Below are 23113 nucleotides of genomic sequence, written 5' to 3'. Positions count from 1 at the left end.
GACGGCTCAGCCGACGGCCGCCAGGGCGGCGCGGACGCGTTCCACCACCGTCTTGACCCCCGGCTCGGTCAGCTCCGGATACGTGGGCAGGTTGATGCCCCGCCGGCTCAGGTCGACGGTCACCGGGCAGTGCGCCGTCGGATCGTGGTGGGCGGGCAGCTCGGGGATCGGCACGAAGAAGGGCCGGGTCTCCACGCCGAGCCGGTCCAGCGCCAGCGCCAGCGCGTCCCGGGAGGTGGCGTCCCCGGCGGGCCCGACCAGGAAGCAGGCCATCCACGGCGCGCGGCGGACGCCGGCGATCACCGGCTGGGCCGACAGCGACGGTTCGTCGGCGAGCTGCGCCTCGTAGCCGGCGATCACCGCGTCCCGCCGGGAGATGATTTCGTCGGCCCGGTCGAGCTGGGCGCAGAGCAGCGCGGCGGACAGGTTCGTCATCCGGTAGTTGTAGCCCAGCACCGGGAAGTAGTACCGCCGCCGCGGGTCCATGCCCTGGTTGCGCAGCAGCCGCATCCGCTCGGCCAGCGCGGTGTCGGAGGTGGTCACGCAGCCGCCCTCGCCAGCGGTGATCACCTTGTTGCCGAAGAACGAGAAGGTCGTGGCGTCGGCCAGGGAACCGGTCGGCACCCCGTCGAGCGTGGCCCCGAAGGACTCCGCGGCGTCGGCGACCAGGAGCAGGCCGTGCCGGTGGCACAGCGCACGCAGGGCCGGGTAGTCGGCGGGGTGGCCGTACAGGTCGACGGCGACGACCGCCCGGGTGCGTGGCCCGATCGCCGCGGCGACCGCGGCCGGGTCGACGCACCAGCTCTGCGGCAGGACGTCCACGCAGACCGCCCGCGCCCCGCAGTACGCGACGGCGTTCGCGGTCGCCACGTAGGTCAGCGCGGGCACGATGACCTCGTCGCCCGGACCGATCCCGGCGGCGGCGAGGACGAGGTGCAGGGCGACCGTGCCGTTGGCGGTGGCGACCGCCGTACCGGCGGCGCACCGGCGGGCGAAGCGGTCCTCGAAGTCGGTGAGGAAGGGGCCCTGGGAGGAGACCCAGCCGCTGCGCACGGCCTCGACGACGTACCGTTCCTCCAGGTCGGACAGGCTCGGACGGGCCACCGGATAGCGGTCGTCGGTCAGGCTCACGAGGGTTCCTCCCCGGTCAGTTCGGCGGCGAACGCCGAGCGCGGCATCGGTCCGGGCCGGCCGTCGGCCACCCAGCGCAGCACGTCGAGGTAGTCGCCGCCGGTCGCCGTCCAGGTGCGGGTGGCCAGCCGGCCGTCGGCGTGCCGGGCGGCGGCGGCGTAGTGCGCCCGGTCGGCCAGCAGCCGGTAGACCGCCTCGGCCAGCGAGGCGGGGTCGGTGGCCCGGAAGACGGCCGCCTCGGCCCCGGTGAACTCCAACTGGGCCAGCAGCGGTTCGGCGTCCGCGCAGGCGACGGGCAGGCCCCAGCTGAACGCCTCCAGCATGGCACCGCTCGCCGCCTCCCACAGCGACGGGATCACCACCGCGTCGGCGCGGGCGTAGAGGGCGTTCAGCTCGTCGAGGGTGACGAAACCGGGAAAGGAGACCCGGCCGCGCAGGTCGGGCTGCGCGGCGCGGGCGAGCAGCCGGCTGGCGTCCGGCTCGACCAGCGGCCCGGGGCAGACCAGCCGGCACTGCGGCAGCAGCGCCATCGCCTCCAGCAGCGTGGCGTGGTTCTTGTGGCTCGCGGTGGACGACGGGTAGAGCAGCAGGCCCGGTTCGGGGCGCGCGGCGGCGCGGGCGGGCGCGGGTTGGAACGTCGGGGTCGGGATGAGCGCGGTCCGCTCCGCCGCCTCGGGGAACAGCCGCAACATCTCCCGGTACGGGTGCGGCCAGGTGACCACCACGGCGTCGGCGCGGGCCACGTTCTCCCGGACCACCGCGGCGAAACCGGGGGCGTGGAAGGCGGCCAGCATGTGCCGCAGGTCGTGCACGACGACGACGGACGGGCCGGGACCGATCGGGGCACTGTGGAACGGGTGGAGCGTGACGTCCGCGCCGCGCTGCCGGGGCACCGAACGCTGCCGGACCGCGTTGACCGCCCGGCGTACGGCGATCGAGTCGCGGACCCGGGTCGGTGTCCACCGGCGCAGCAGCTGCCCGCCGGCGGTGTCCGAGCGCAGCGGCTGGGTGACCTCGGCCCAGCCGAGCCGGTCGGCGGGCACCTGCTCGCGCCACCGGTCCAGGGTGCCCCGCAGGATGTTCACCCGCAGCTCGCATGAGGTGTCGGCGGCCATGCCGGTGAGCAGGCCGTAGGTGAACGCCTCGACGCCGGCGGCGTGGCCCGGCCGGATGGGGGTGGCCTCGACGGTGATCCTCATCGGTCCACCCGCACCAGGCGCCCCATCCGCTCGTCCTCCAGCAGTTGCCGGTCGGCGTCCACCATGATCCGTACCAGGTCGCCGAAGAGGGTCTTGGGTGCCCAGCCCAGCCGCCGCCGGGCCCTGGTGTAGTCGCCGATGAGCGCGTCGACCTCGGCCGGCCGGAAGTAGCGGGGGTCGATCTCGACGTACCGTTGCCAGTCGAGCCCGACCCGGTCGAAGGCGGCCTCGACGAACTCCCGCACCGAGTGCCCCTCGCCGGTGGCCACCACGTAGTCGTCGGGGGTGTCCTGTTGCAGGGCCAGCCACATCGCCTCGACGTACTCCGGGGCGTAGCCCCAGTCCCGGACGGCGTCGAGGTTGCCCAGGTAGAGCTTGTCCTGGATGCCGGCCTCGATCCGGGCGACCGCACGGGTGATCTTGCGGGTGACGAAGTTCTCGCCCCGCCGGGGGCTCTCGTGGTTGAACAGGATGCCGTTGACGCAGAACATGCCCCACGACTCGCGGTGGTTCACCGCCGTCCAGTAGGCGTAGACCTTGGCGCACGCGTACGGGCTGCGGGGGTGGAACGGGGTCTGCTCGCGCTGCGGGGGCGGGGCGGAACCGAACATCTCCGACGAGGACGCCTGGTAGAAGCGGCAGTCGACGTCGGCCGCCCGGGCCGCCTCCAGCATCCGCAGGGCGCCGAGCCCGGTGACGTCGGCGGTGTAGGCGGGGATGTCGAAGGAGACGCGGACGTGGCTCTGCGCGCCGAGGTTGTAGATCTCGTCCGGCCGGATGTCGCGGATCAGCGCGCTCAACGACGCCGGGTCGGACAGGTCGCTGTAGTGGAGGAACAGCCGGGCCTCGCCGTCGCGGGGATGGACGTCGACCCGGTCGATCCGTTCGGTGTTGAACGAGGACGACCTTCGCTTTATCCCGTGCACCGTGTAGCCCTTGTCGAGTAGGAACTCGGACAGATAACTACCGTCCTGACCGGTGGTGCCGGATATGAGTGCCACTCGCGACATGGGGGTCCTCTCGTGCCGGGTCGATGTGTGTGCGCCGACTTCCTTATACCGGCTGACGCCCTGCTGGCTGCGGATTTCCCGGCTAATGTTCGACAGCTTCGCGATAATTGCGGAACACAGTCACGAAAAGCGCCTCCACTCGTTGAGCCATTCAGTTTCGTGTCTTCAGCGAGGAGCGAGGATGGCCGGCGACACCAGCCCCGCGACGGAAGTCGACGAACGGTTGGCCGAAGCCGGGGGGAAGAGTTTCCGGGTCCTCGTCACGGCCGGCTACTTCAGCCCCGGCTGGCGCGCCGGAGGGCCCGTCCGCTCCATTTCCGACGTGCTCGACACGGCCAGCGCCGATGTCTCCACCGTCCTGCTGACCCGCGACCGCGACCTCGGTTGCCCCGCGGCCTATCCCGGCCTGTCCGGCACCTGGGTACGCCGGGGCCGCACCGACATCTTCTATCTCGGCGTACGGCACCCGGCGCACTGGCGGACGCTCTGGCGCTCGCTGCGCTCGGCCCGGTTCGACCTGCTCTACGTCAACAGCGTCTGGTCGGTCTTCTCGATCCTGCCCATCGTCGCGGCCCGGCTCGGCCTGCTGCGGGCCGAACGCATCCTGGTGGCCCCCCGGGGCGAGTTCGGCGCGGCCGCCCTCGGCCTGCACCGGTTGCGCAAGCGGGTGTTCCTGGCCGGCTGGCGATGGATGCTGCGCGGCCCCCGGGTGTTGTGGCACGCCACCGGACCGCAGGAGGTCGCCGACATCCGCCGGGTGCTGCCCCGGGCCCGCATCGGGGTGGTGGCGCTCGCCGCCGGCCCCGAGCCGCAGCCTGTCCCGGCCGAGCTGCCAGCCACCGACCACACGCGGCTGGTCTTCATCAGCCGGATCTCCCCGATGAAGAACCTCGACCTGGTGCTCGCCGCGCTCGCCCACGTCCCGGCCCCGGTCCGGCTGGACGTCTACGGCCCGGTCGAGGACCCGAGGTACTGGCAACGGTGCCGGGAACTGTGGGCGGCCCTGCCGGACCCGTCGGTGGTCAGCTACCGGGGTGAGCTGTCCCCCGGGCAGGTCGGCACGACGTTCGCCAGGTACGACGCGTCCGTCCTGCCGACGCGGGGCGAGAACTTCGGCAACGCCATCGCGGAGAGCCTCGCGGCCTACTGCCCGGTGATCTGTTCGGACCGGACGCCGTGGACACCCGTGCTGCGCGACGGCGGCGGGCAGGTGCTCACCGAGCTGACCCCGGCGGCGCTGGGCGCGCTGCTCACCCGGGTCGCCACCGCCCCGCCCGCCCAGCGGCGGGCGGCCCGGCTCAGCGCGGGGGAGGCCTACCGCCGGTGGCGGCTCAGCCGGCCCCGGGTCAGCGTGCTCGACCAGGCGTGGCGGGCGGTCGACGAACCGCCGCACCGGGTGCCCCCGCAGGGCCGGACGTCGTGACCATCGCCGCCCCGTCCGGCCGGCGGTGCCCGCAACCACCGAGACCAACCACGAGGAGGCGTCCGTGACCCGGGTGATGACCGTCGTCGGGACCAGGCCGGAGATCATCCGCCTGGCCCGGGTGATCGACACGCTGGACCGCACCGTGGAGCACACGTTGGTGCACACGGGACAGAACTGGGACCCGGCGCTGTCCGACATCTTCTTCACCGAGCTGGGCGTACGCCCGCCCGACCGCTTCCTGCGGGCCGACACCCGGTCGCTCGGCAGCCTGCTCGGCGCGGTGCTGGTCGGCACCGAGAAGGCGATCGGCGAGCTGCGGCCGGACGCGCTGCTGGTGCTCGGTGACACCAACAGCGCCATCGCGGCGTTGATGGCCCGGCGGATGAAGGTGCCCGTCTACCACATGGAGGCGGGCAACCGTTGCTTCGACCTCAACGTGCCGGAGGAGACCAACCGCCGGCTGGTCGACCACGTCGCCGACTTCAACCTGGTCTACTCCGAGCACGCCCGGCGCAACCTGCTCGCCGAGGGCCTGCACCCGCGCCGCATCCTGCACACCGGCTCACCCATGCGGGAGGTGCTCGACCACTACCTGCCGCAGATCCAACGGTCCACCATCCTGGCGCAGCTCGCCCTCGAACCGGGCGGCTACTTCGTCGTCAGCGCCCACCGCGAGGAGAACGTCGACCACCCGGACCGGCTCCGTCGGCTGCTCGACTGCCTGTGCGCGGTACGCGACGAGTGGCGGCTGCCGCTGTTGGTCTCCACCCACCCGCGTACCCGCAAGCGGCTGGAGGTGCTCGCCGTCGACGGCACGCTCCTGGACGGCATCACCTTCCACGAGCCGTTCGGCTTCTTCGACTACGTGACCCTGCAACGGCACGCCCGGTGCACGCTGTCCGACAGCGGCACCGTCAGCGAGGAGGCGGCGATCCTCGGCTTCCCGGCGGTGACCCTGCGGGAGTCCATCGAACGCCCCGAGGCGCTGGACGCCGGGGCGATCGTGATGACCGGCCTCGACCCGGCCGGCGTGGTGGAGGGCGTACGGGTCGTGGTGGACCAGGTGGCGGCCGGTCCGGTCGACTGCCCGCCGGACTACCGGGTCCCGGACACCTCACGCCGGGTGGTCGACTTCATCCTGTCGACCGTGCGCCGGCACCACGACTGGGCGGGCATCCGCCGCTGACCCGGGCGTCACCGGCCGGGCGGGCACCCCGGTGACCACCGTGCCCGCCGGGACGTCCCGGGTCACGCACGCGCCCGCGCCCACCACGGCGTCCCGACCGACCCGCAGTCCCGGCAGGACGGCGGCGGTGGTGCCCACCATGACGCCGTCGTCCAGCCGGCAGTAGCCGGAGACCGCGGCGAGCGGATTGACCGAGACGTGGTCGCCGAGCACACAGTCGTGCCCCACGGTGCAGTTCTGGTTGAGGTGCACCTGACGGCCCAGCACCACGTTCGTCGTCACCCGGGCCCCGCCGGCCGCGAACAGCCCCTCCCCGAAGACGCAGTCCGGCCCGATCTCGGCAGCCGGGTGCACCACCGTGGCGGCGGGCAGGCCGTACCGCTGGAGGGCCAGATCGGTCTCGCGGCGCAGCCGGGGATGCCCGACGCCCAGCGCCACCGTCAGGCCCGCCTGGCCACCGGCGAACCAGCGGGTGGGGCCGAGGAAGGGGACACCGAGCCGCCGCACCCGGGCCACGTTCTCCTCGGTCGGGTAGTCGTCGACGAAGCCGAGGACCCGCCACGGGGCCGAACCGGCCGCCTGGGCGTTGAGCAGCCGAATTACCCCGAACATCTCCCTGCCCATGCCACCCGCGCCTACGATCACTACGTCGGTGGTCAACCGTTGCCCCCTCGGCCACGGAGAACACCGGTCGCGTTCCGCCAGCCGGCCCCGCACGGCACCGCCGGTGCCCGTCCGACGTGCGCGGCGGCACGGGTCGAGTCCGCGGCCCGCGAACGCACCCTTCCCCTCGACGGCGACCTCCGGCACGGGCCGGGCCCTCCGGCCGCCGCCCGTGCGGCGCAGACATTCCTACGGGATGCCCCCATCCGGGCGGCATGGTGAAGGTGGGCCGATGGTGAACAAGTTGACAAGGCTGCCCTCCCTGGACGTCGCCGGCACGCCACGACGGTCCGTGGGCACCTACCGGGTGGTCGCGACCGCGGGGGTGTTCGAGCCGGGCTTCCGGGGCGGCGGCCCGATCCGCTCGCTGCGGTTCATCCTGGACACCCTGCCGGGGGACCTCGACGTCACCCTGATCACCCGGGACCGGGACCTCGGCTCGTCAGCACCGTACCCCGGTCTGTCCGGAAGGTTGCTGCGACGCGACGGGCGGTCCGCCGTCTTCTACCTGAACCCGTGGACGCCCCGGCACTGGGTCCGGCTGGTCCGCCACGTCCGGGCCCGCCCGGTCGACCTGCTCTACGTCAACAGCATCTGGTCGTTGTTCTCGGTGCTGGCGATCCTGGCGGTGGCGTTGCGGCTGGTCCGGGTCGGGGCCGTGCTGGTCGCCCCGCGCGGCGAGCTGTCGCCCGGCGCCCTGGCGATCAGGTCGGCCAAGAAGCGGATCTTCCTGGCGCTGTGGGCGCCGCTGCTGCGTCGGCTGCGGGTGCGCTGGCAGGCGTGCAGCGGGCTGGAGGAGCAGCAGATCCGGGCCAACCTGCCCTGGGCGCAGGTGATGGTGAACGGCAACGAGAGCCCGATCCCGGCGGACCCGCCCCCACCCGCCGTCGCGCACGACGGTCCGCTGCGACTGGTCTTCGTCGGCCGGATCTCGCCGATGAAGAACCTGTCCACCGCCCTGGAGGCGGTGGCCGGCGTCACCCGGCCGGTGGAGTTCGACATCTTCGGCCCGCCGGAGGACCCGCACTACTGGTCGCGCTGCCGACGGCTCATTGCGGGCATGCCGGGACACGTCCGGGTCCGCTACCTCGGCGAACTCGTGGCGGCGGACGTCATGCCGACGTTCAGCCGGTACGACGCCTTCCTCTTCCCCACCCTCGGCGAGAACTTCGGCCACGTGATCCTGGAGAGCCTGGCCTCGGGCTGCCCGGTCGTCTGCTCGGACAACACGCCGTTCAGCGACCTGATCGCCGACACCGGCGGGATGGTGGTCCGGCCGGCGACGGCGGCCGGCCTCAGCCGGGCGCTGGACCTGCTCGCCGACCGGACACCCGCCGAACGCGCCGCGGCCAAGGCCACCGCCGGGCGACGCTACCGGCACTGGCGGCAGCGGCACCGGGAACTGCACGTGCTGGAACACGCCCGCCAGTTCTGCCGCTGACCGCCGAGGGGGCGGCCACCCGTCACCGGGGCCGGACCCGGCTCGTTGTACCAGTGACCGGACCCGGCGGGGGCCGGCAGCCCGTGACCGTACCTGACCTGCGATCGAGGACAGTCAGTGCCCAGTCGTGTTCGTACGATGGCCCGGCGCGTACGGGACCATCTGGCCGCGTCGCGCGACCCCGAGGCGTTCGTCAGGTCCCTGGGGGTCAACCTCACCGGCCGGGTCAGGTTCTACGGGGTCAACCGGGCGATGTTCGGCTCGGAACCCTGGCTGATCACCATCGGCGACAACGTCTACGTCACCTCCGAGGTGCAGTTCATCACCCACGACGGTGGCACGCTGATCCTCCGCAAGGAGTACCCCGACCTCGACTGGACCGCGCCGATCACGATCGGCGACGACGTCTACATCGGCATGCGCGCGATGATCCTGGCCGGCGTCACCATCGGCAACCGGTGCGTCATCGGGGCCGGTTCGGTGGTCACCCGGGACGTCCCGGACAACACCGTGGCGGCTGGCGTCCCGGCCCGGCCGGTGCGCACCACCGACGAGTACCTGGAACGGCTGCGGGCCAAGTCGCTGGGCATCGGGCACCTGCCCGTCCCGGCCAAGCACGAGGCGATGAAGCGGATCTACGGCGTCCCCACCGGCTGACGCCGGCGACACGGCGGAGTCGGGTCAGGCCCGCCGGTAGGCGACCTGCGGCGGGGGGAACTGGTGCACCCCACCGATGGTGATCGCCCCCAGCGCGCCGGTCACCGCGGTCGCCTCGTAGCCGAACCGGTCGCCGGTCATCGCCGCCGCCGTCGAACCCAGGTTCAGCACGGTGGCGCAGCCGCCACCACCGGCCCGCACCGTGGGCGCGGTGACGCCGCTGACCTGCCACACCTGCCCGTACCAGTGCCAGCCGGCCGGCAGCAGGACGGGCGCGCCCAGCACCGACTCCTTCACCCCGACGGTGGTGACGACCACGGTGCCGAAGTCGGCGACCGGGCCGAGCAGGGTGGGCCGGCCGGTGGCCGGGTCGTGGGCGTACACACCGTGGCGCAGCACACCGGTGCCGACCCGGGTCACCTCCACGCACGCCCGGTCGACCGGGACCGGCTCGGCCAGGAAGAACGGGTGCAGCAGCAGCCGCTGGTAGGCACCCGTGCAGGTGCTCTCCACCGTCGGGCCGGACCGGACGAGGAAGTAGCCGCCCCGGGTCCGGTACGCCCCCGGCAGCGACTGCGGCAGGGCCTCGTCGGGGTCGGCGCGCCACATCCCGTACCCGGGGGAGACCGGCACGGAGTACGGCACCCCGGCGACGGTGACCCGGTCGGGCACGGTGAGGTTCGTCGGGCCCACCGGGACCAGCAGCCGGTGGAACAGCTGCGGCGCGGCCAGTTCGGCCTGGGCGACCGCGCCGACCCGTTCGATCACCACGAAGTCGTCGTCGCCGGCGGAGACGACGAGTTCGGTGGCGGTCGACGGTGGGGCCAGATAGCGACGGTAGGCGGTGCCGGTCACCGACTCACCGGCGGCCAGGGTGCGCCCCCACACCAGTTGCGGGTAGTTCTTCTTCAGGCTGGAGCTGATGAACCAGCTCTTGGCGGTGGTGTAACGGGCCCGGACGGTGGGGACCCCGTCCGCGACCGGCAGTAACCCGACGGCGATGCCCCACTGCTGCACCCCGCCGCTGCTGACCACCCACTGGGTCATACTGCTCGCCGGCATCGTCCGGTCGGTGAGCGTCGCCGGGGTGAAGTCGGTGAGGGCGGGGAGGGTGTCGATGTTGGCCCAGACCGACCAGTTCAGGCCGCCGGCAACCCCCACGTTCGGCATGAACTGCCGGCGGGAGCCGCCCGTCACCGGCGTCAGCGGCGTGCACTGGGTGACGCCCGCGTTGAGGGTGAACCGGGTCAGGGCGGTCACCGTCTGGGTGACGAGCAGGCCGCCGCCGGGTGACCAGCGGTAGACGTTGGCGATCCGGCACAGCGACGGGATCCTCGGCATGATCGTGGCGATCGGGGTGCCGACGTTCGCCCGCGCCGTGTCGATCATCCCCTGGTAGGTCGGGATGAGGTAGGACTCCCGGATCACCAGTTCCAGGCCCGTCGACCGGCCGTCGGGCACCGGCCGGCCGTCGAGTTCGACGGCGACCGTGTGCGAGTGGGTGGCGGGGCGGATCTGCACGTCCGGGGTGAGACCGGTGATCGGCACGGTGGTCCGGTTGGTCGCCCCCGACACGTGGGTGAGCGGCCCGGTCGGCTTCACCCGGGCGCCCTGCGCGATGCCGTCCACCACGGTGTACGGGTTGCCGAACAGCAGGCTGCTGGCGTTGGTGACGGCCAGCAGGGTGAAGATGCGGGTCCCGTCGCTCCACTGCGACCCCACGTCGGCGGTCGTCTTGCCGTGGTTGGCCACCACGATCTGGTTGCCGACGTTGTAGCCGTGGTTGCCGCCGACGTACGACCAGCCGGTGTTGATCGGGCAGTTGTCGTCGGAGGTGTCGTGGATGCGGGTGCCGACGGCGGACATGACCGGCCACACCTGGGCGTCGGTGGCGGTCGAGGGCACGAGGCTCACCTGCGGCAGGCCGGAGTGCCACAGGCCGACCATCCCCTCGGGGTACGCGAGGTTGGCCGGCATCACCACGTCCCGGGTGGCGTCGAACCGCGACCTGACCGACATCAGGGCGTTGGACCGGTAGACGATCAGCTCGGGCATCCCACACCTCCACCGCGACACACGACGATGCTGTCACTGTGCGCGTTTCCGCAGCTCACGGCGTTTCTCGGTCGGCTCCCGGACAGCACCGTCGGCCGTTCGGCGGATGCCGGCCCGCCCGGAGGCCGGTGTCCCCACCGTGGGCAGGGTGAATTTCGCGCCGCCGCCGTAACGCGCCGTGTCCCGGCTCGATGTACAGGTGATGTGCGTACATGGGGGTGGTTCATGCGCATTCTGATCACGGGTGGTGCCGGTTTCATCGGCGCCAACCTGGCCCGCGCCGCGCTCGCCGAGCCGGCCGTCAAGGAGGTCAGCGTCCTCGACGACTTCTCGGTGGGGCTGCGCGGCAACCTCGCCGGGCTGGACGTCGACCTCGTCGAGGGGTCGATCCTGGACCCGGCGGCCCTGGACGCGGCGATGGCGGGCCGGGAGGCGGTGGTCCACCTGGCCGCGCTGCCCAGCGTGCCCCGGTCGCTGCGTGACCCGCTCGCCTCCCACCACGCCAACGCCACCGGCACGCTGATGGTGCTGGAGGCGGCCCGCCGGCACGACGTGGGGCACGTGCTGGTCGCCTCCTCCTCGTCGGTGTACGGGATGAACCCGGCACTGCCCAAGGCGGAGCTGACCTGGACCCGCCCGATGAGCCCGTACGCGGCCAGCAAACTCGCCACCGAGGCGTACGCGCTGGCCCACCAGGCGTCGTTCGGGCTGCCCACGCTGGCGTTCCGGTTCTTCAACGTGTTCGGCCCCGGGCAGCGCCACGACCACCCGTACGCGGCCGTCATCCCCCGGTTCACCCACGCCGCCCTGCGCGGTGAGCCGGTCGAGGTGCACGGCGACGGCACCCAGTCCCGCGACTTCACCTACGTGGGCACGGTCTGCGAGGTGATCCTCGACGCGCTGCGCCGCCGGGTGCACCATCCGCATCCGGTCAACCTCGCCTTCGGCGCGCGGGCCAGCCTGCTCCAGGTCCTCGACGAGTTGGAGGAGCTGTTCGGCCGGCCGATCGCCCGGGAACACGTGGCACCGCGTACCGGGGACGTCCCGCACTCGCTGGCCGACAACACCGCCCTGCGGGAGTTGTTCCCGGACGTCACCCCGGTGGCGCGCCGGCAGGGACTGCGGGCCACGGCCGAGTGGCTGGCCGAGCGGCTGGCCGTCGCCCCCGCCACCCTCCGGTGACCCGGGCCGTGGGCCGGGCCGCCGCCGGCACGGCCCCCACCGCCGCGACGGCCGAAGCCGCCAAGGCCGAAGCCACGACGGCGACCGCCGCGACCGCCACGACGGCCGCTGCCCCCACGATGGTCACTGCCGGGACGGTGGCCGCCGCCGCGCCGCCGGCCGGCTTCCCGGCGTCGGGGCCGGGCCGGGACCGGACCGTCACGGTGGGCATCGCCACCGCGATGGTGGCCAAGGGGATCGGCCTGGCCGCGCCGCTGGTGATGACCCCCGCCTGCTTCCGGTACCTCGGCGAGCAGCGGTACGGCCTATGGATGGCGATCACCGCGCTCACCGGGATGGCCTGGTTCGCCGACCTGGGGCTGGGCAACGGGCTGCTCACCCGGCTCGGCCAACTGGCCGACGACCCCCGCCAGCAGGCCCGGGAGATCTCCGGCGCGTTCGCCACCCTCGGCGTGGTCGCGGTGCTGCTGCTGACCGCCCTGCTGGTGGTGACGCCGGTGGTGCCCTGGGTGGAGCTGTTCGCCGTCGGTGACCCGGGCGTCGCCGCGCAGACCCCCACCCTGGTCCTGATCTGCTTCGGCGCCTTCGTCGTCAACATCCCGCTCTCGCTGGTCCAGCGGGTGCAGTACGCCCGTGGCCAGATGGTGCAGAGCAACGCCTGGCAGTCGGCCGGGGCCCTGGCCGCCCTGGCCGTGGTGCTCGCCGCCATCACCGCCGGCTGGCCACCGCTGGTGGTCGTCGCCGGTGCGGTGCTGGCGGTGCCGGTGACCAACCTGCTCAACACCGTCACCTACTTCTGGTCCTGCCCGCCGGCACACCGGCCGGGGCCGCGACTCGTGCACCGCGACACCGTCGTCGGCCTGCTCCGGCTGGGCGTGCGGTTCTTCGTGCTCACCACGATGTCGTCGATCGCGCTGAACGTGGACAACCCGCTGGTCGCCAACGTGCTGGGGCTCGCGGCGGCGGCGCACTACGCGGTCGTGGGGAAGCTGTTCGGCGTGCTGTGGGTCTTCGTCGGGCTGGTGGGCATGACGGTCTGGCCGGTCAACGGCGCCGCCCTGGCCCGGGGCGAGGTGGACTGGGTACGCCGCAACACCCGGCGCATGGTGCTGCTCTACGGGGTGGTGGTGGGCTCGGTCGGGTTGGCGCTGGTCGGGACGGGCCACCGGTTGATCGCGCTCTGGCTCGGGTCCGTCGACCGGTCGACGATCCGGCTGCCCGTCCTCGTCGGACTGGCCGGGTGGTCGCTGCTGGTCGCGGTCACCTCCCCGCTGATCATGGTGCAGAACAGCATCGGCCTGCTCCGGCCGCAGTTCGTCGGATGGGCGGCGTTCCTGGTGCTGGCCACCGTGCTCAAGGTCTGGGGGCTGCGCCAGTTCGGCCTGGCCGGGTTGCCGGCGGCGGCCTGCGTCGCGTACCTGTCGACCATGGTGCCGGCCGCGCTGGTGGGCTACCGGCGGGCGCTGGCCCGGTGCGGTCCGTCGTGACCGGCCGGCTGCGGGTGCTGCGGGTCGTCGGCGAGCTGAACTTCGGCGGCACCGAGATGCGTACCGCCGAACTGCTGCCCCGGCTCGCGGCCGGCGGCGTCGACCTGCACCTGGTGACGCTCAGCGACCGGATCGGCCCGGGACCGCTGGCCGACGTCGTCGCCCGGCACGGCGGCAGCGTCACCGCGATCCCCCTCGACCCGCGCTTCCCGCTGCGGTTCCTGCGGCTGCTCGGGCGGCTGCGCCCGGACGTGGTGCACGCCGACTGCGCCAACTTCTCGGGCGTGCCGCTCGCACTGGGCGCGCTGCGCGGCGTACCCGGGCGGGTCGCGCACTTCCGGGGCGACGACAACGCCTCGCGCACCCTGCGCCGCCGGGTCTACCGGTGGGCCTGCGGGCGGCTGCTGCGCGTCTGCGCCACCGACATCCTCGGTGTCTCGCCCAGCTCGCTGACGTTCGGTTACCACCCGGGCTGGCGGGCCGACCCCCGGTGCCGGGTGGTGCTCAACGGGCTCGACCTCGACCGGCTCCGTCGCCCCAGCCCCGACGACCTGCGGGCCCTGATCGGCGCGGGACCGGCCGACCTGGTCTGCGTGACCGTGGGCCGGGCCTCACCCGAGAAACGCCGCTGGCTGCTGCCGCCGATCCTGGCCGCGCTGCGTGACCGGGGCGTGTCCGCGCACGCGGTGCTCGTCGGACCGGGTGACCCGGCCGACGACGAGCGGGTCCGCGCGGCGGCGGACGCCGCCGGGCTGGGCGACCGGGTGCACCTGCTGGGTCCCCGTGACGACGTGGGCGGGCTGCTACGGCAGGCCGACGTCGTCGTCCACCCGTCCTGCCTGGAGGGGCTGCCCGGGGGAGTGCTGGAGCCCGTCGCGTTGGGCGTCGGCACGGTCGCCGCCGACCTGCCGGGCGTGCGTTTCATCGACGAGCGGCTGCCCGGCGTGACCGTCGTCGGGGTCGACGCCCCGCCGCAGGTGTGGGCGCGGGCGGTGGGCCGGGCGGCGGCGTACACCGCGTCGACCGCCCCCGCGGTGGCCGCCGACCGGTTCTTCCAGAGCGCCTTCGCCATCGACACGGCAGCCACCACCCACCTGGAGATCTACCACCGGTGGGCGGCGGCGGACCGCACGCCACGACAGAGCAGCCGGCCACCGGTCGGCTCGGGACGGTGACAGAGATGAACGAACAGACCGTGGTCGCGGGTCGGCGACCCCTGCCCGACGGCGGACCGACCGGGCGGACCGGCCCACCGCGTCCGCTGCTCGTCGGGGCCTACGCCTTCCCGCACGGCGACGCCACCTCCAACCGGCTGTTGCAGCTCGCCCGGTCTGCCGCGCCCGAGGGCACCCGCACGCTCGTCGTCAACGACTGGCCCTGCGAACTGGCCTTCCCCGCCCGGTCACCCGAGCCGGCCGGCGTCGACCTGGTCACCCTGCACGTGCGGGGCCGGCACCGGCTCACCCGGCTGCCGGCCCGGCTGGCCCGCCCGGTCCGCGTGCTGCGGGCCGCCCGCCGGCAGGGGGTACGCCGGGGCGACGTGAGCGTGGTGCTGCTCCCGATGGCGCTGATGACACTGGGCAACTGGGCGGTCCTGCGGCTCGCGCTGCGCTGCCCGGTGGTGGTCGACGCCAGCGAGCGCCACGACCGGCGGCAGTTCCGCCACGGCTGGCTCACCCCGTACTACGTCCGGCACCGGTGGTCGACGTTCCTGGCCGCCCGGCTGGTCGACCGGGCCACCGCGGTCTCCACCACGTTGGCCGGCTACCTCACCGGGCACGGGATGACGGTGCTGGTAGTGCCGCCGCAGGTGGACTGCGACGACTTCCCGACCTCCCGGCCACCCGCGCTCGCCACCGGCCTGCGGCTGCTCTACGCCGGCACCCCCGGCCGCAAGGACATGCTGGACGTGATCCTGCGCGGAATCAGCCGGCTCACCCCGCAGCAGCAGCGCCGGGTCAGCCTCACCATCGCCGGGGTCACCCGCGAGGATGCCGCCACCCACTCCGACCTGGACGTCGCGGTCCTCGACGGGATCGTCGCCGAGGTGCGGTTCCTCGGTCGGGTGCCCCGCGACACCGTGCTGACGCTGCTCGCGGAGTCGCACTTCTCGATGCTGGTCCGCCCCACCGGCGGGTACGCGGCCAACGGCTTCCCGTCCAAGGTGCCGGAGAGCCTCGCCGCCGGCTGCCCGGTGCTGCTCAACCACACCAGCGACCTGGCCGCCCACGTGCACGACGGCGTCGAGGGGCTAGTGCTCGACGGCAACGGGCCGGACGACGTGCGGTGGGGGATCGAGCGGGCGCTGCGGCTGCGCGACGAGGAGTGGACGGCGATGAGCCGGGCCGCCCGGTCCCGGGCCCGCGGGTCGTTCGACCACCGCGCCTGGCGGGACGAGGTCAGCGCCTTCCTGGTGGCCGACGAGCGGCGCTGAGCCGGGCACGGACGAGCGGTGGGCGTCCCGGTCGGGACGCCCACCGTCGGGTGACCTCAGCGCAGGGCGGGGACCGGCAGGCGGGTCAGGTCGCCGGCCGGGGCAGCGACCCCCGGCGGGGCCGCCGTCGTCGGGGTCGCCGCCGGGTCCGCGTCCGGTCCGTCGGCGTCGGCGCGTTCGCCGGGCAGGTGCAGCAGCACCCCGGCGACCACGCACCAGAACACGTACGGGTACGTCTGCCCGGTGCCGAAGATGGCCGACTCGGTGATCTGGATCAGCAGGCCGGTGACGACGAGCCAGACCAGCCCGGAGTCGGCCCGGCGCACCGGGGAGCGCAGGGCGACCCGTCCGACGGCCAGCAGCAGCAGCACCAGCGGTGCCACGGCGGCGAGCCCCAACTCCAGCAGCAGTTGCAGGTAGCTGTTGTGCACCACGCTCACCCCGGTCCCGAAGGACTCGTCGAGGCTGGCGAGGGCGAACAGGTGGTTGCGGGAGGCGTACCCGAAGCCCAGGGTGGGGCGGTTCTGCCACCACAGGTCCACGGTGGCCTGCCACATCTCGGTGCGGCCGTTGGACAGGTCACCGCCGGTGGGGTCGGTGAAGCGCAGCACGAGCTGCCGCACCCAGGGGCCGGTGAACAGGACCGGCAGCAGGTTGAACAGGTACGCCACCAGCAGCCCCACGGCCAGTCCGGCGCCCAGCCGGACCACCCGGCCCAGCCCGTTGCGCAGCACGACCCAACAGGCCCCGGCGAGCACGGCGATCAGACCGGTGCGGGACTGCGACAGCAGCAGGCAGGCGACGGCCGGCACCATGCCGAGCAGTTCCACCCGCCGGCGCGACTGCCGGTAGACCGCCCAGCCCAGCGGCGTGGTCAGGGCACAGACGATGCTGAGCATGTTGGGGTTGTTGTAGAGGCCCTCGAACCGGTCGGTCCGCGACAACGCGGCGACGAGCGTGCCGTCGGTGAACCCGACGCCGAGGCTGATCAGGGCGGACCCGCTGAGCACCAGGTAGACCATGCGCAGGTCGGCCAGCATGACCGCCCGGTCGGGCCACCGGCGGCGGACCAGGACGTGCACCAGCGCGGCCAGCAGGAGCAGCGCCACCCCCCGTTGCAGGGTCTCCAACGGCACCACCGACCAGGTGAAGCTCACCGTGGCCAGGCCGGCCATCGCCCAGAGCGCGCCGACGAGCAGGCGGGTCCAGGGGTCGACCCGTGCCGCCGTCCGGCCCGGCGCGCCCAGCGCCCAGACGATCAGGGCGGCCACCGCCGCGTACCGGGGATAGAAGCTGGCCTCCACCAGGCCCGGCAGCTTGGACGAGGCGCAGACCAGCAGCGCCATGGTCAGGCCCAGCAGCCAGCGCCAGCCGTCCATCTGCTGCGCGAGCGCGAACAGCGCGAGCAGCAGCAGCGCCACCGCGCCGACCGCGATCAGCGGGACGGTGACGCTGGCGACGGTGGTGAGCACCACGGCCAGGACCGCCCCGACGACCAGGCACAGTTGACCCACTCGGTTCCCCACGTGATGTCCTTCGACTCCGACGGGCCGGCAACGCCGGCGATGGTCGCTAGCTGCGTCAGCGCGGTACGCCCGCAAGGCCCGGCCGGGCCGGGTCGGACGCCCAGCGTTCCCGGGCGGCGTGCAGCGCGGTGATCATGTCCGGCCAGCTCGGCGGACGGTAACCGGTGGCGCGGGCGAGGGCGTCCGCGCGCATCGACCGGTCGCAGACGAACGTGTCGTCCGGCACCAGCTCACCGGGCCACCCGTACACCTCGGCGACCAGCCGGAGCAGGTCGTACTTCGTGATCGGTTCGGCGGCGACGTGGTAGAGGCCGGTCAGCTCCGGCCGGGGCAGGACCACCGTGCGCAGCAGCCGGGCGAACTCCACGGTCGTCACCCCGCTGTAGACCGCCCGGGTGAAGCCGCGCACCTGACCCCGTTGGGAGAGGAACCAGTCGACCAGGGAGCGGCGGGTGGTCAGCTCGTGCCCGACGATCGACGTGCGCAGGGTCAGCGCCGACGCGCCCGTCGCCTCGCCCAGCAGCTTGGAGCGGCCGTAGAGGTCGGGCGGGTCGGGCAGGTCGTCCTCGAGGTAGCCGCCCCGCCGGCCGGAGAACACGCAGTCGGTGCTGACGTGCACGAGCCGGCCGCCGACCTGTGCGCAGGCGTCGGCCAGCAGGTGGGGGAAGAGCGCGTTGAGGGTGACCGTCGGCACCGCGTCCTGCACGTCCGGCCGTTGCTTGATGACGCCGACGCAGTTGACGACGACGTCGGGCCGCAGCTCGTCGACGAGCCGCCGGACGTCGTCGAACCGGGTCACGTCGACAGCCGGGACGATGCGGGCCAGCAGGTGCGGGGGGTAGCAGCCCGCCCGGTCGTCGATGCTGCGGGCGAGGCCGTGCACGTCGAGCGTCGGGTCGTCGGCGAGTTCGCGCAGCACGGCGTGCCCGAGCATGCCGGTGACCCCGACGACGAGGACCCGCCGCACCGGGTCGGCGGCCCGCTGGTCCGCCCGGTGGTCGGTGCGGCGGCGGGGCACCCGGTCCGGGCGGGCGGCTTCGGTGCCCGCGCTCAACTCGTCACCACGGCCGCCGTGGCGGCGGCGACCTGCGCGCGCACCTCGGGCAGCGTCATCAGCAACGACTCGATCTCGGGTACGGACAGCCGGCGGGCGTTGTGCGAGTGGAAGTCGGCCAGCCCGCCGTGCTCGACGTCGCCCTCCTCGAAGTAGAGGGAGTAGTTGAGGTCGCGGCTGTCCACCGGCACCCGCAGGAAGTCGCCGAGGTCCTCGGCGAACGCGAGTTCCTCCCGGCTGGCCAGGGTCTCGTAGAGCTTCTCCCCGTGCCGGATGCCGAGCACGGTGAACTTCGCCGGCACCCCGAACAGGTTGCACAGCGCCGTGGCCAGGTCGCCGATGGTGCAGGCGTCGGCCTTGCGGATGAACACGTCCCCCGGCTGGCCGAAGGTGAACGCGTGCTCCACCAGTTCCACCGATTCGGGCAACGACATCAGGAAACGGGTCATCGACGGTTCGGTGACCGTCGGCAGACCACCGCGCAGGATCTGGTCGATGAACAACGGAATCACCGATCCGCGCGAGTACATGACATTGCCGTAACGCACGCAGCAGACCCTGGTCCGGGCCGTCGCGTTGTTACGGGAGTGCGCCTGCGCCACCTTTTCCATCAACGCCTTGGTCATGCCCATCGCGTTGACCGGGTAGACGGCCTTGTCGGTGCTCAGCAGGACCAGCGTCTCCACCCCGACACGTTCACAGGCGTCCACCACGTTGGCGCTGCCGAGCACGTTCGTGCGGACCGCCTCCAGCGGGAAGAACTCGCAGGAGGGCACCTGCTTCAGCGCCGCGGCGTGGAAGACGAACTCCATGCCCCGGGCGGCCTTGAGCACGCTGTCGTAGTCGCGCACGTCACCGATGTAGTAGCGGACCCGGTCGTTGCCGAGGCGGTGGCGCATCGCGTCCTGCTTCGACTCGTCCCGGCTGAGGACCCGCACCTCGGCGGCGCCGGCGTCGAGCAGTCGGGAAACCATTGTCTGGCCGAACGAACCAGTGCCCCCGGTGACCAGGAAACGCCTGTCCGCAAGCGAGGAAAGCATATCTCCTCCTGCCTTTTCCCGTCGGACCATCCTCGGGGATCACGATCTCGTCAATGGTGACCATACTGTTGCGATAACGAGACCGTGCACGCTTCCGGTAAAGGGAGGAACAATCACGTTTCACGTTTCGCGCGGTGCTGCGCGGCGACCATTGCCGACCCGCCGGTGCGGCAAATGTGAAACTGCGGAACGGCCGCCGGGAAGGTGGTAGGTCTGTTCCATGTCCAAAGTTGCTGCCCCCGCGGCACAGCCGCGCGCCGGTGACGCCGGCCCGGTGACCGGACGGGCGACCGACCCGTCGACCCGCCGCCCGTACGACAGGTGCAAGCGGCTGCTCGACGTGCTCGGCGCGCTGGTCGTGCTGACCCTCGGTGCGCCCCTGCTGGCCCTGGTCGCCCTGCTGGTGCTGGTCACCCACGGCCGTCCGGTGCTGTTCCGGCACACCCGGCCCGGCCTGCACGGCGAACTGTTCGAGGTGGTGAAGTTCCGCACCATGCGCCACCCCGACCCGCAGCGCGGCCTGGTCACCGACGCGCAACGCCTCACCCGGGTGGGGCGTTGGCTGCGGGCGAGCAGCCTCGACGAGCTGCCCGAGTTCTGGAACGTGCTGCGCGGCGAGATGAGCGTGGTCGGCCCCCGCCCGCACCTGGTGCGGTACCTGACCCTCTACACCCCCGAGCAGGCCCGGCGGCACGACGTTCGGCCGGGCATCACCGGGCTCGCCCAGGTACGCGGACGCAACGCCCTGAGCTGGGAGGCGAAGTTCGCCTCCGACGTCGAGTACGTCGACAGGCGGTCCTTCCTGCTGGACCTGAGGATCCTGCTGGCCACCGTCAGGGTGGTGCTCACCCGGGAGGGCATCTCCGCCCCCGGCGCGGCCACCTGGCACGAGTTCACCGGCAACACTCCGTCGGCCGCCGACGACCGGCCCGCCGACGGGCCGGCCGCCGGCCAGCGGACCGGGTCGTCGGTCGACGACCGGGACGTCGTGCGGCCCCGATGAACCGGGTGCTGCTGCTGGGCGCGGGTGGATTCCTCGGCCGGCACATCCACGCCACGCTGGCCGGCCACACCACCGTCCGGGCCCCCTCCCGCACCCGGTGCGACCCGGCCCGGATGGAGCTGTCCGAGCTGACCGCGCTGGTCGCTCGGGAACGCCCCGACGTGGTGGTGAGCGCGGCGGGCCGCATCGTCGGCTCCGGACACGACTTCGTCCAGGCGCACGTCGTGACGACCGCGAAGCTCATCGAGGCGGTGGCCGTCGCCGCGCCCGGTGCACGGCTGGTCCGGATCGGCTCGGCGGCGGAGTACGGCGTCGTGCCGCACGGTCTGACCGTCGGGGAGGACCATCCGGCCGTACCGGTGAGCGAGTACGGGCTCAGCCACCTGGCGGCCACCCGGCTGGCCGAGCTGGCGGGCGACGCCGGCCGGGTCGACACGGTCGTGCTGCGGGTCTTCAACCCGGTCGGGCCGGGGATGCCGGCGGGCAACATGCTGGCCCGGGCGACCGCGATGGTCCGTACGGCGATGGCCGACGGCGCGGACGACATCGCCCTGGGACTGCACGACACGTACCGGGACCTGGTCGACGTGCGGGACGTGGCGACGGCGGTGCTGGCCGCGACGCGGTGCGCCCCCGTCGGCGCGCAACGGGTCGTCAACGTGGGCAGCGGGCGGGCGACGGCCACCCGCGACGTCGTCCGGCTGCTGGCCGACGTGGCCGGGTTCACCGGTCAGATCCGCCCCGGCGGGTTCCCGCCCGACGCCACCCGCTCGGCCGCCGTGCCCTGGATGTGCGCCGACATCGACCGCGCCCGCCGGGTGCTCGGCTGGGCCCCCGCGTACGACCTGGCCGAATCGCTGCGCGCCCTGTGGCGGGCCGACGGCGAACGGTCGGAGCGGCCGGTTGCCGGCGTGGCGGCGGGGTGAGGCGGATGCGGATCGGTCTGCTCACCCAGTGGTACGACCCGGAGCCCGGCCCGGCGGCCCTGCCCGGGATGCTCGCCCGTGCCCTCGCCGAACGGGGCCACGAGGTCCGGGTACTGACCGGGTTCCCGAACTACCCGACCGGCCGGCTGGCCCCCGGCTACCGGCTGGCCCGCCGCCACGACGAGGTCGTCGATGCGACCCGGGTCCGCCGGGTGGCCCTCTATCCCAGCCACGACCGTTCCGCGCTGCGCCGGATGGCGAACTACGGCTCCTTCGCGGTCTCCGCGCTGGTCTCCGGCACCCCGGCGCTGCGCGGTCTGGACGCCCTCTGGGTCGGCAACTCGCCGATCAGCGTCGCCCTGCCGATGTGGTTCACCCGCTACGTGCACCGGGTGCCGGTGCTGCTGCACGTGCTGGACCTGTGGCCGGACAGCGTGGTCGCGAGCGGGTTCCTCGGCACCGGCCCGGTGTCGCGGACCGTCGAGCGGGGGATGGCCGCCTGGTGCGGGGCGATGTACCGCAGCGCCTCCCGGGTCGCCCACGTCGCACCCGGTGCCGCCGACCTGCTCGCCGACCGGGGCGTGCCCCGGGACAGGCTCGTGCACATACCGGTGTGGGCGGACGAGACGTTGGGTGTCCGCGCCGCCGACCTGCGCGCCGAACTCGGGCTCCGGCCCGACCAGGTGGTGCTGGTGTACGCGGGCGCGCTCGGCGAGGCGCAGGGGCTCGACTCGCTGGTCGACGCCTGTGCCCGTACCGACGACCCCCGGCTGGTGTGCCTGATCGCCGGCTCCGGCACCACGCAGGACCGGCTGCGTCGCCGGGCCACGGCGGTGGGCGCGTCCAACGTCCGGTTCCTCGGGCAGTTGCCCCGGGAACGGATGCCCGCGCTGATGGCCACCGGTGACGTCCACTACGTGAGCCTGCGTCGGGGCGGCATGTCCGCGTACACGATGCCGAGCAAGGTGCAGGCGACCCTCGCCGCCGGACGGGCGCTGCTGGTCGCCGCGGAGGGCGACGCCGCCGCGGTGGCGCGGGACAGCGGCGCGGGGATCACCGCCCGGCCCGGTGACCCCGACTCGATCGCCGACGCCCTGCGTGAGGTCTGCGACCTGGGCCGGGAGAAGCTGGAACTGCTCGGGCAGGCCGGCCGGGCGTACTACGACCGGATGTTCTCCGTGGCCGTGGGTGCCGACCGGGTCGAGCGGACCCTGCGCGAGATGGTGGCGGACCCGGGGTTCAGGGCCAGTCGTCGCCGGCGGTGAGCCGGCGGGTGAGCAGGTCGGCCAGCGGGATCGACTCGCCGTCGCGTCCGCCGCGCCCGACGACCAGGGGCGGCCGGGCCGGCGGCACGTCGACGCCGAACAGCCGCGCGCGCACGCCCGACGGCACGGTGAGCAGGTAGAACCGGCCGTCGACGGCGACCGCGCGCAGGCCGGCCCGGTCGACGTACCAGCCGGTCAGCCCGGTCCGGTACCGGCCCCGCCCGTCGTAGCCCCGGGCCACCAGGCGGGTGGTGCGCAGCCCGCGCCGGGTCGCCTCGGCCGTGAACCGGGCCACCAGTTCCTCGGCCTGCGCGTGCTCGCCGTCGCGCCGACGGGCGTCGGCCGCCGCGTGCGCCCGGACCGCCCGCTGTTGCCGCTCCCGCCACTGCGGATCGCCGTCACCGTCCATGCCGCGACGGTACGCCCAC

20 protein-coding genes are annotated in these 23113 nt (G+C 73.4%); 11 read left to right on the top strand and 9 right to left on the bottom strand.

Translation table 11 applies throughout. The features are described from left to right. Positions 1-6 precede the first annotated feature (6 nt). Genes JQX11_RS28145 through gmd form a run of 3 tightly spaced genes read right to left on the bottom strand, consistent with a single transcriptional unit; the run spans position 7 to position 3340 of the window. Positions 7-1131, bottom strand: a complete 1125-nt coding sequence (locus JQX11_RS28145) for a DegT/DnrJ/EryC1/StrS family aminotransferase (protein WP_204927955.1) — start codon at positions 1129-1131, stop codon at positions 7-9. Continuing rightward, complete coding sequence (locus tag JQX11_RS28140) at positions 1128-2330, bottom strand: glycosyltransferase (protein WP_204927954.1); 1203 nt, start codon at positions 2328-2330, stop codon at positions 1128-1130. Before JQX11_RS28140 ends, JQX11_RS28145 begins: the two co-directional genes overlap by 4 nt. Continuing rightward, positions 2327-3340: a GDP-mannose 4,6-dehydratase gene (gmd, locus tag JQX11_RS28135; RefSeq protein WP_204927953.1), complete on the bottom strand. Its 1014-nt coding sequence runs from the start codon at positions 3338-3340 to the stop codon at positions 2327-2329. The genes JQX11_RS28140 and gmd overlap by 4 nt, the downstream gene beginning before the upstream one ends. Before the next feature lie 181 nt (positions 3341-3521). Between gmd and JQX11_RS28130 the strand changes: the two genes are divergently transcribed. Beyond that, positions 3522-4763 carry a glycosyltransferase gene (locus JQX11_RS28130; RefSeq protein WP_204927952.1) on the top strand — a complete coding sequence of 414 codons (1242 nt, stop codon included), beginning with the start codon at positions 3522-3524 and terminating at the stop codon, positions 4761-4763. A 64-nt stretch (positions 4764-4827) separates the two neighbouring features. Further along, positions 4828-5952: a non-hydrolyzing UDP-N-acetylglucosamine 2-epimerase gene (gene wecB, locus JQX11_RS28125; RefSeq protein ID WP_204927951.1), complete on the top strand. Its 1125-nt coding sequence runs from the start codon at positions 4828-4830 to the stop codon at positions 5950-5952. Here the strand turns inward: wecB and JQX11_RS28120 are convergent. Next, the gene (locus JQX11_RS28120; protein ID WP_307826396.1) at positions 5881-6597 is read right to left on the bottom strand and encodes a NeuD/PglB/VioB family sugar acetyltransferase; all 717 of its coding nucleotides are present in this window, start codon (positions 6595-6597) and stop codon (positions 5881-5883) included. The two genes, wecB and JQX11_RS28120, sit on opposite strands and share 72 nt — an antisense overlap. A 250-nt stretch (positions 6598-6847) precedes the next feature. Between JQX11_RS28120 and JQX11_RS28115 the strand changes: the two genes are divergently transcribed. Continuing rightward, positions 6848-8056, top strand: coding sequence for a glycosyltransferase family 4 protein (locus JQX11_RS28115; RefSeq protein ID WP_204927949.1), 1209 nt, complete (start codon positions 6848-6850; stop codon positions 8054-8056). A 138-nt stretch (positions 8057-8194) separates the two neighbouring features. Further along, positions 8195-8713 (top strand): acyltransferase, encoded by a 519-nt coding sequence (locus JQX11_RS33205; RefSeq protein WP_204927948.1) that lies wholly within the window; start codon positions 8195-8197, stop codon positions 8711-8713. A 24-nt stretch (positions 8714-8737) separates the two neighbouring features. Here JQX11_RS33205 and JQX11_RS28105 read toward each other — a convergent pair whose 3' ends face one another. After that, a complete protein-coding gene (locus JQX11_RS28105) occupies positions 8738-10768 on the bottom strand; it encodes a hypothetical protein (RefSeq protein ID WP_204927947.1) in 2031 nt (676 codons plus the stop codon). A 225-nt stretch (positions 10769-10993) separates the two neighbouring features. On the opposite strand from JQX11_RS28105, the gene JQX11_RS28100 reads away from it, so the two are divergent. From JQX11_RS28100 to JQX11_RS28085, 4 genes are read left to right on the top strand one after another with little or no spacing between them, the layout of a single operon-like run. Then, positions 10994-11950 (top strand): NAD-dependent epimerase/dehydratase family protein, encoded by a 957-nt coding sequence (locus JQX11_RS28100; protein WP_204927946.1) that lies wholly within the window; start codon positions 10994-10996, stop codon positions 11948-11950. Then, positions 11947-13437 (top strand): lipopolysaccharide biosynthesis protein, encoded by a 1491-nt coding sequence (locus JQX11_RS28095; protein WP_204927945.1) that lies wholly within the window; start codon positions 11947-11949, stop codon positions 13435-13437. Before JQX11_RS28100 ends, JQX11_RS28095 begins: the two co-directional genes overlap by 4 nt. After that, positions 13422-14612, top strand: a complete 1191-nt coding sequence (locus JQX11_RS28090; protein WP_204927944.1) for a glycosyltransferase — start codon at positions 13422-13424, stop codon at positions 14610-14612. The genes JQX11_RS28095 and JQX11_RS28090 overlap by 16 nt, the downstream gene beginning before the upstream one ends. Before the next feature lie 5 nt (positions 14613-14617). Beyond that, positions 14618-15871, top strand: coding sequence for a glycosyltransferase (locus JQX11_RS28085; RefSeq protein WP_204927943.1), 1254 nt, complete (start codon positions 14618-14620; stop codon positions 15869-15871). 56 nt (positions 15872-15927) lie between these two features. Here JQX11_RS28085 and JQX11_RS33510 read toward each other — a convergent pair whose 3' ends face one another. The 3 genes from JQX11_RS33510 to JQX11_RS28070 are packed head-to-tail and all read right to left on the bottom strand — an operon-like array spanning position 15928 to position 19491. Continuing rightward, positions 15928-17397, bottom strand: a complete 1470-nt coding sequence (locus JQX11_RS33510) for an O-antigen ligase family protein (protein WP_204927942.1) — start codon at positions 17395-17397, stop codon at positions 15928-15930. 55 nt (positions 17398-17452) lie between these two features. Further along, positions 17453-18451 (bottom strand): dTDP-4-dehydrorhamnose reductase family protein, encoded by a 999-nt coding sequence (locus tag JQX11_RS28075; protein WP_204927941.1) that lies wholly within the window; start codon positions 18449-18451, stop codon positions 17453-17455. Continuing rightward, positions 18448-19491, bottom strand: coding sequence for a polysaccharide biosynthesis protein (locus JQX11_RS28070; protein ID WP_204927940.1), 1044 nt, complete (start codon positions 19489-19491; stop codon positions 18448-18450). The genes JQX11_RS28075 and JQX11_RS28070 overlap by 4 nt, the downstream gene beginning before the upstream one ends. Before the next feature lie 220 nt (positions 19492-19711). On the opposite strand from JQX11_RS28070, the gene JQX11_RS28065 reads away from it, so the two are divergent. From JQX11_RS28065 to JQX11_RS28055, 3 genes are read left to right on the top strand one after another with little or no spacing between them, the layout of a single operon-like run. Further along, positions 19712-20494: a sugar transferase gene (locus JQX11_RS28065; RefSeq protein ID WP_204927939.1), complete on the top strand. Its 783-nt coding sequence runs from the start codon at positions 19712-19714 to the stop codon at positions 20492-20494. Beyond that, entirely contained in the window at positions 20491-21420 is a 930-nt protein-coding gene (locus tag JQX11_RS28060) for an NAD-dependent epimerase/dehydratase family protein (protein WP_204927938.1), read from the top strand. Before JQX11_RS28065 ends, JQX11_RS28060 begins: the two co-directional genes overlap by 4 nt. Positions 21421-21425: 5 nt before the next feature. Beyond that, a complete protein-coding gene (locus JQX11_RS28055; RefSeq protein ID WP_204927937.1) occupies positions 21426-22685 on the top strand; it encodes a glycosyltransferase family 4 protein in 1260 nt (419 codons plus the stop codon). Here the strand turns inward: JQX11_RS28055 and JQX11_RS28050 are convergent. Further along, positions 22660-23094 carry a hypothetical protein gene (locus JQX11_RS28050; protein WP_204927936.1) on the bottom strand — a complete coding sequence of 145 codons (435 nt, stop codon included), beginning with the start codon at positions 23092-23094 and terminating at the stop codon, positions 22660-22662. The genes JQX11_RS28055 and JQX11_RS28050 overlap by 26 nt on opposite strands. Positions 23095-23113: the final 19 nt, after the last annotated feature.

The organism is Micromonospora humida, from assembly GCF_016901255.1.
Taxonomy (GTDB): Bacteria; Actinomycetota; Actinomycetes; order Mycobacteriales; family Micromonosporaceae; genus Micromonospora; species Micromonospora wenchangensis.
The sequence above is the reverse complement of the archived record's forward strand: the minus strand, read 5'-3'. Positions and strand labels throughout refer to the sequence as shown.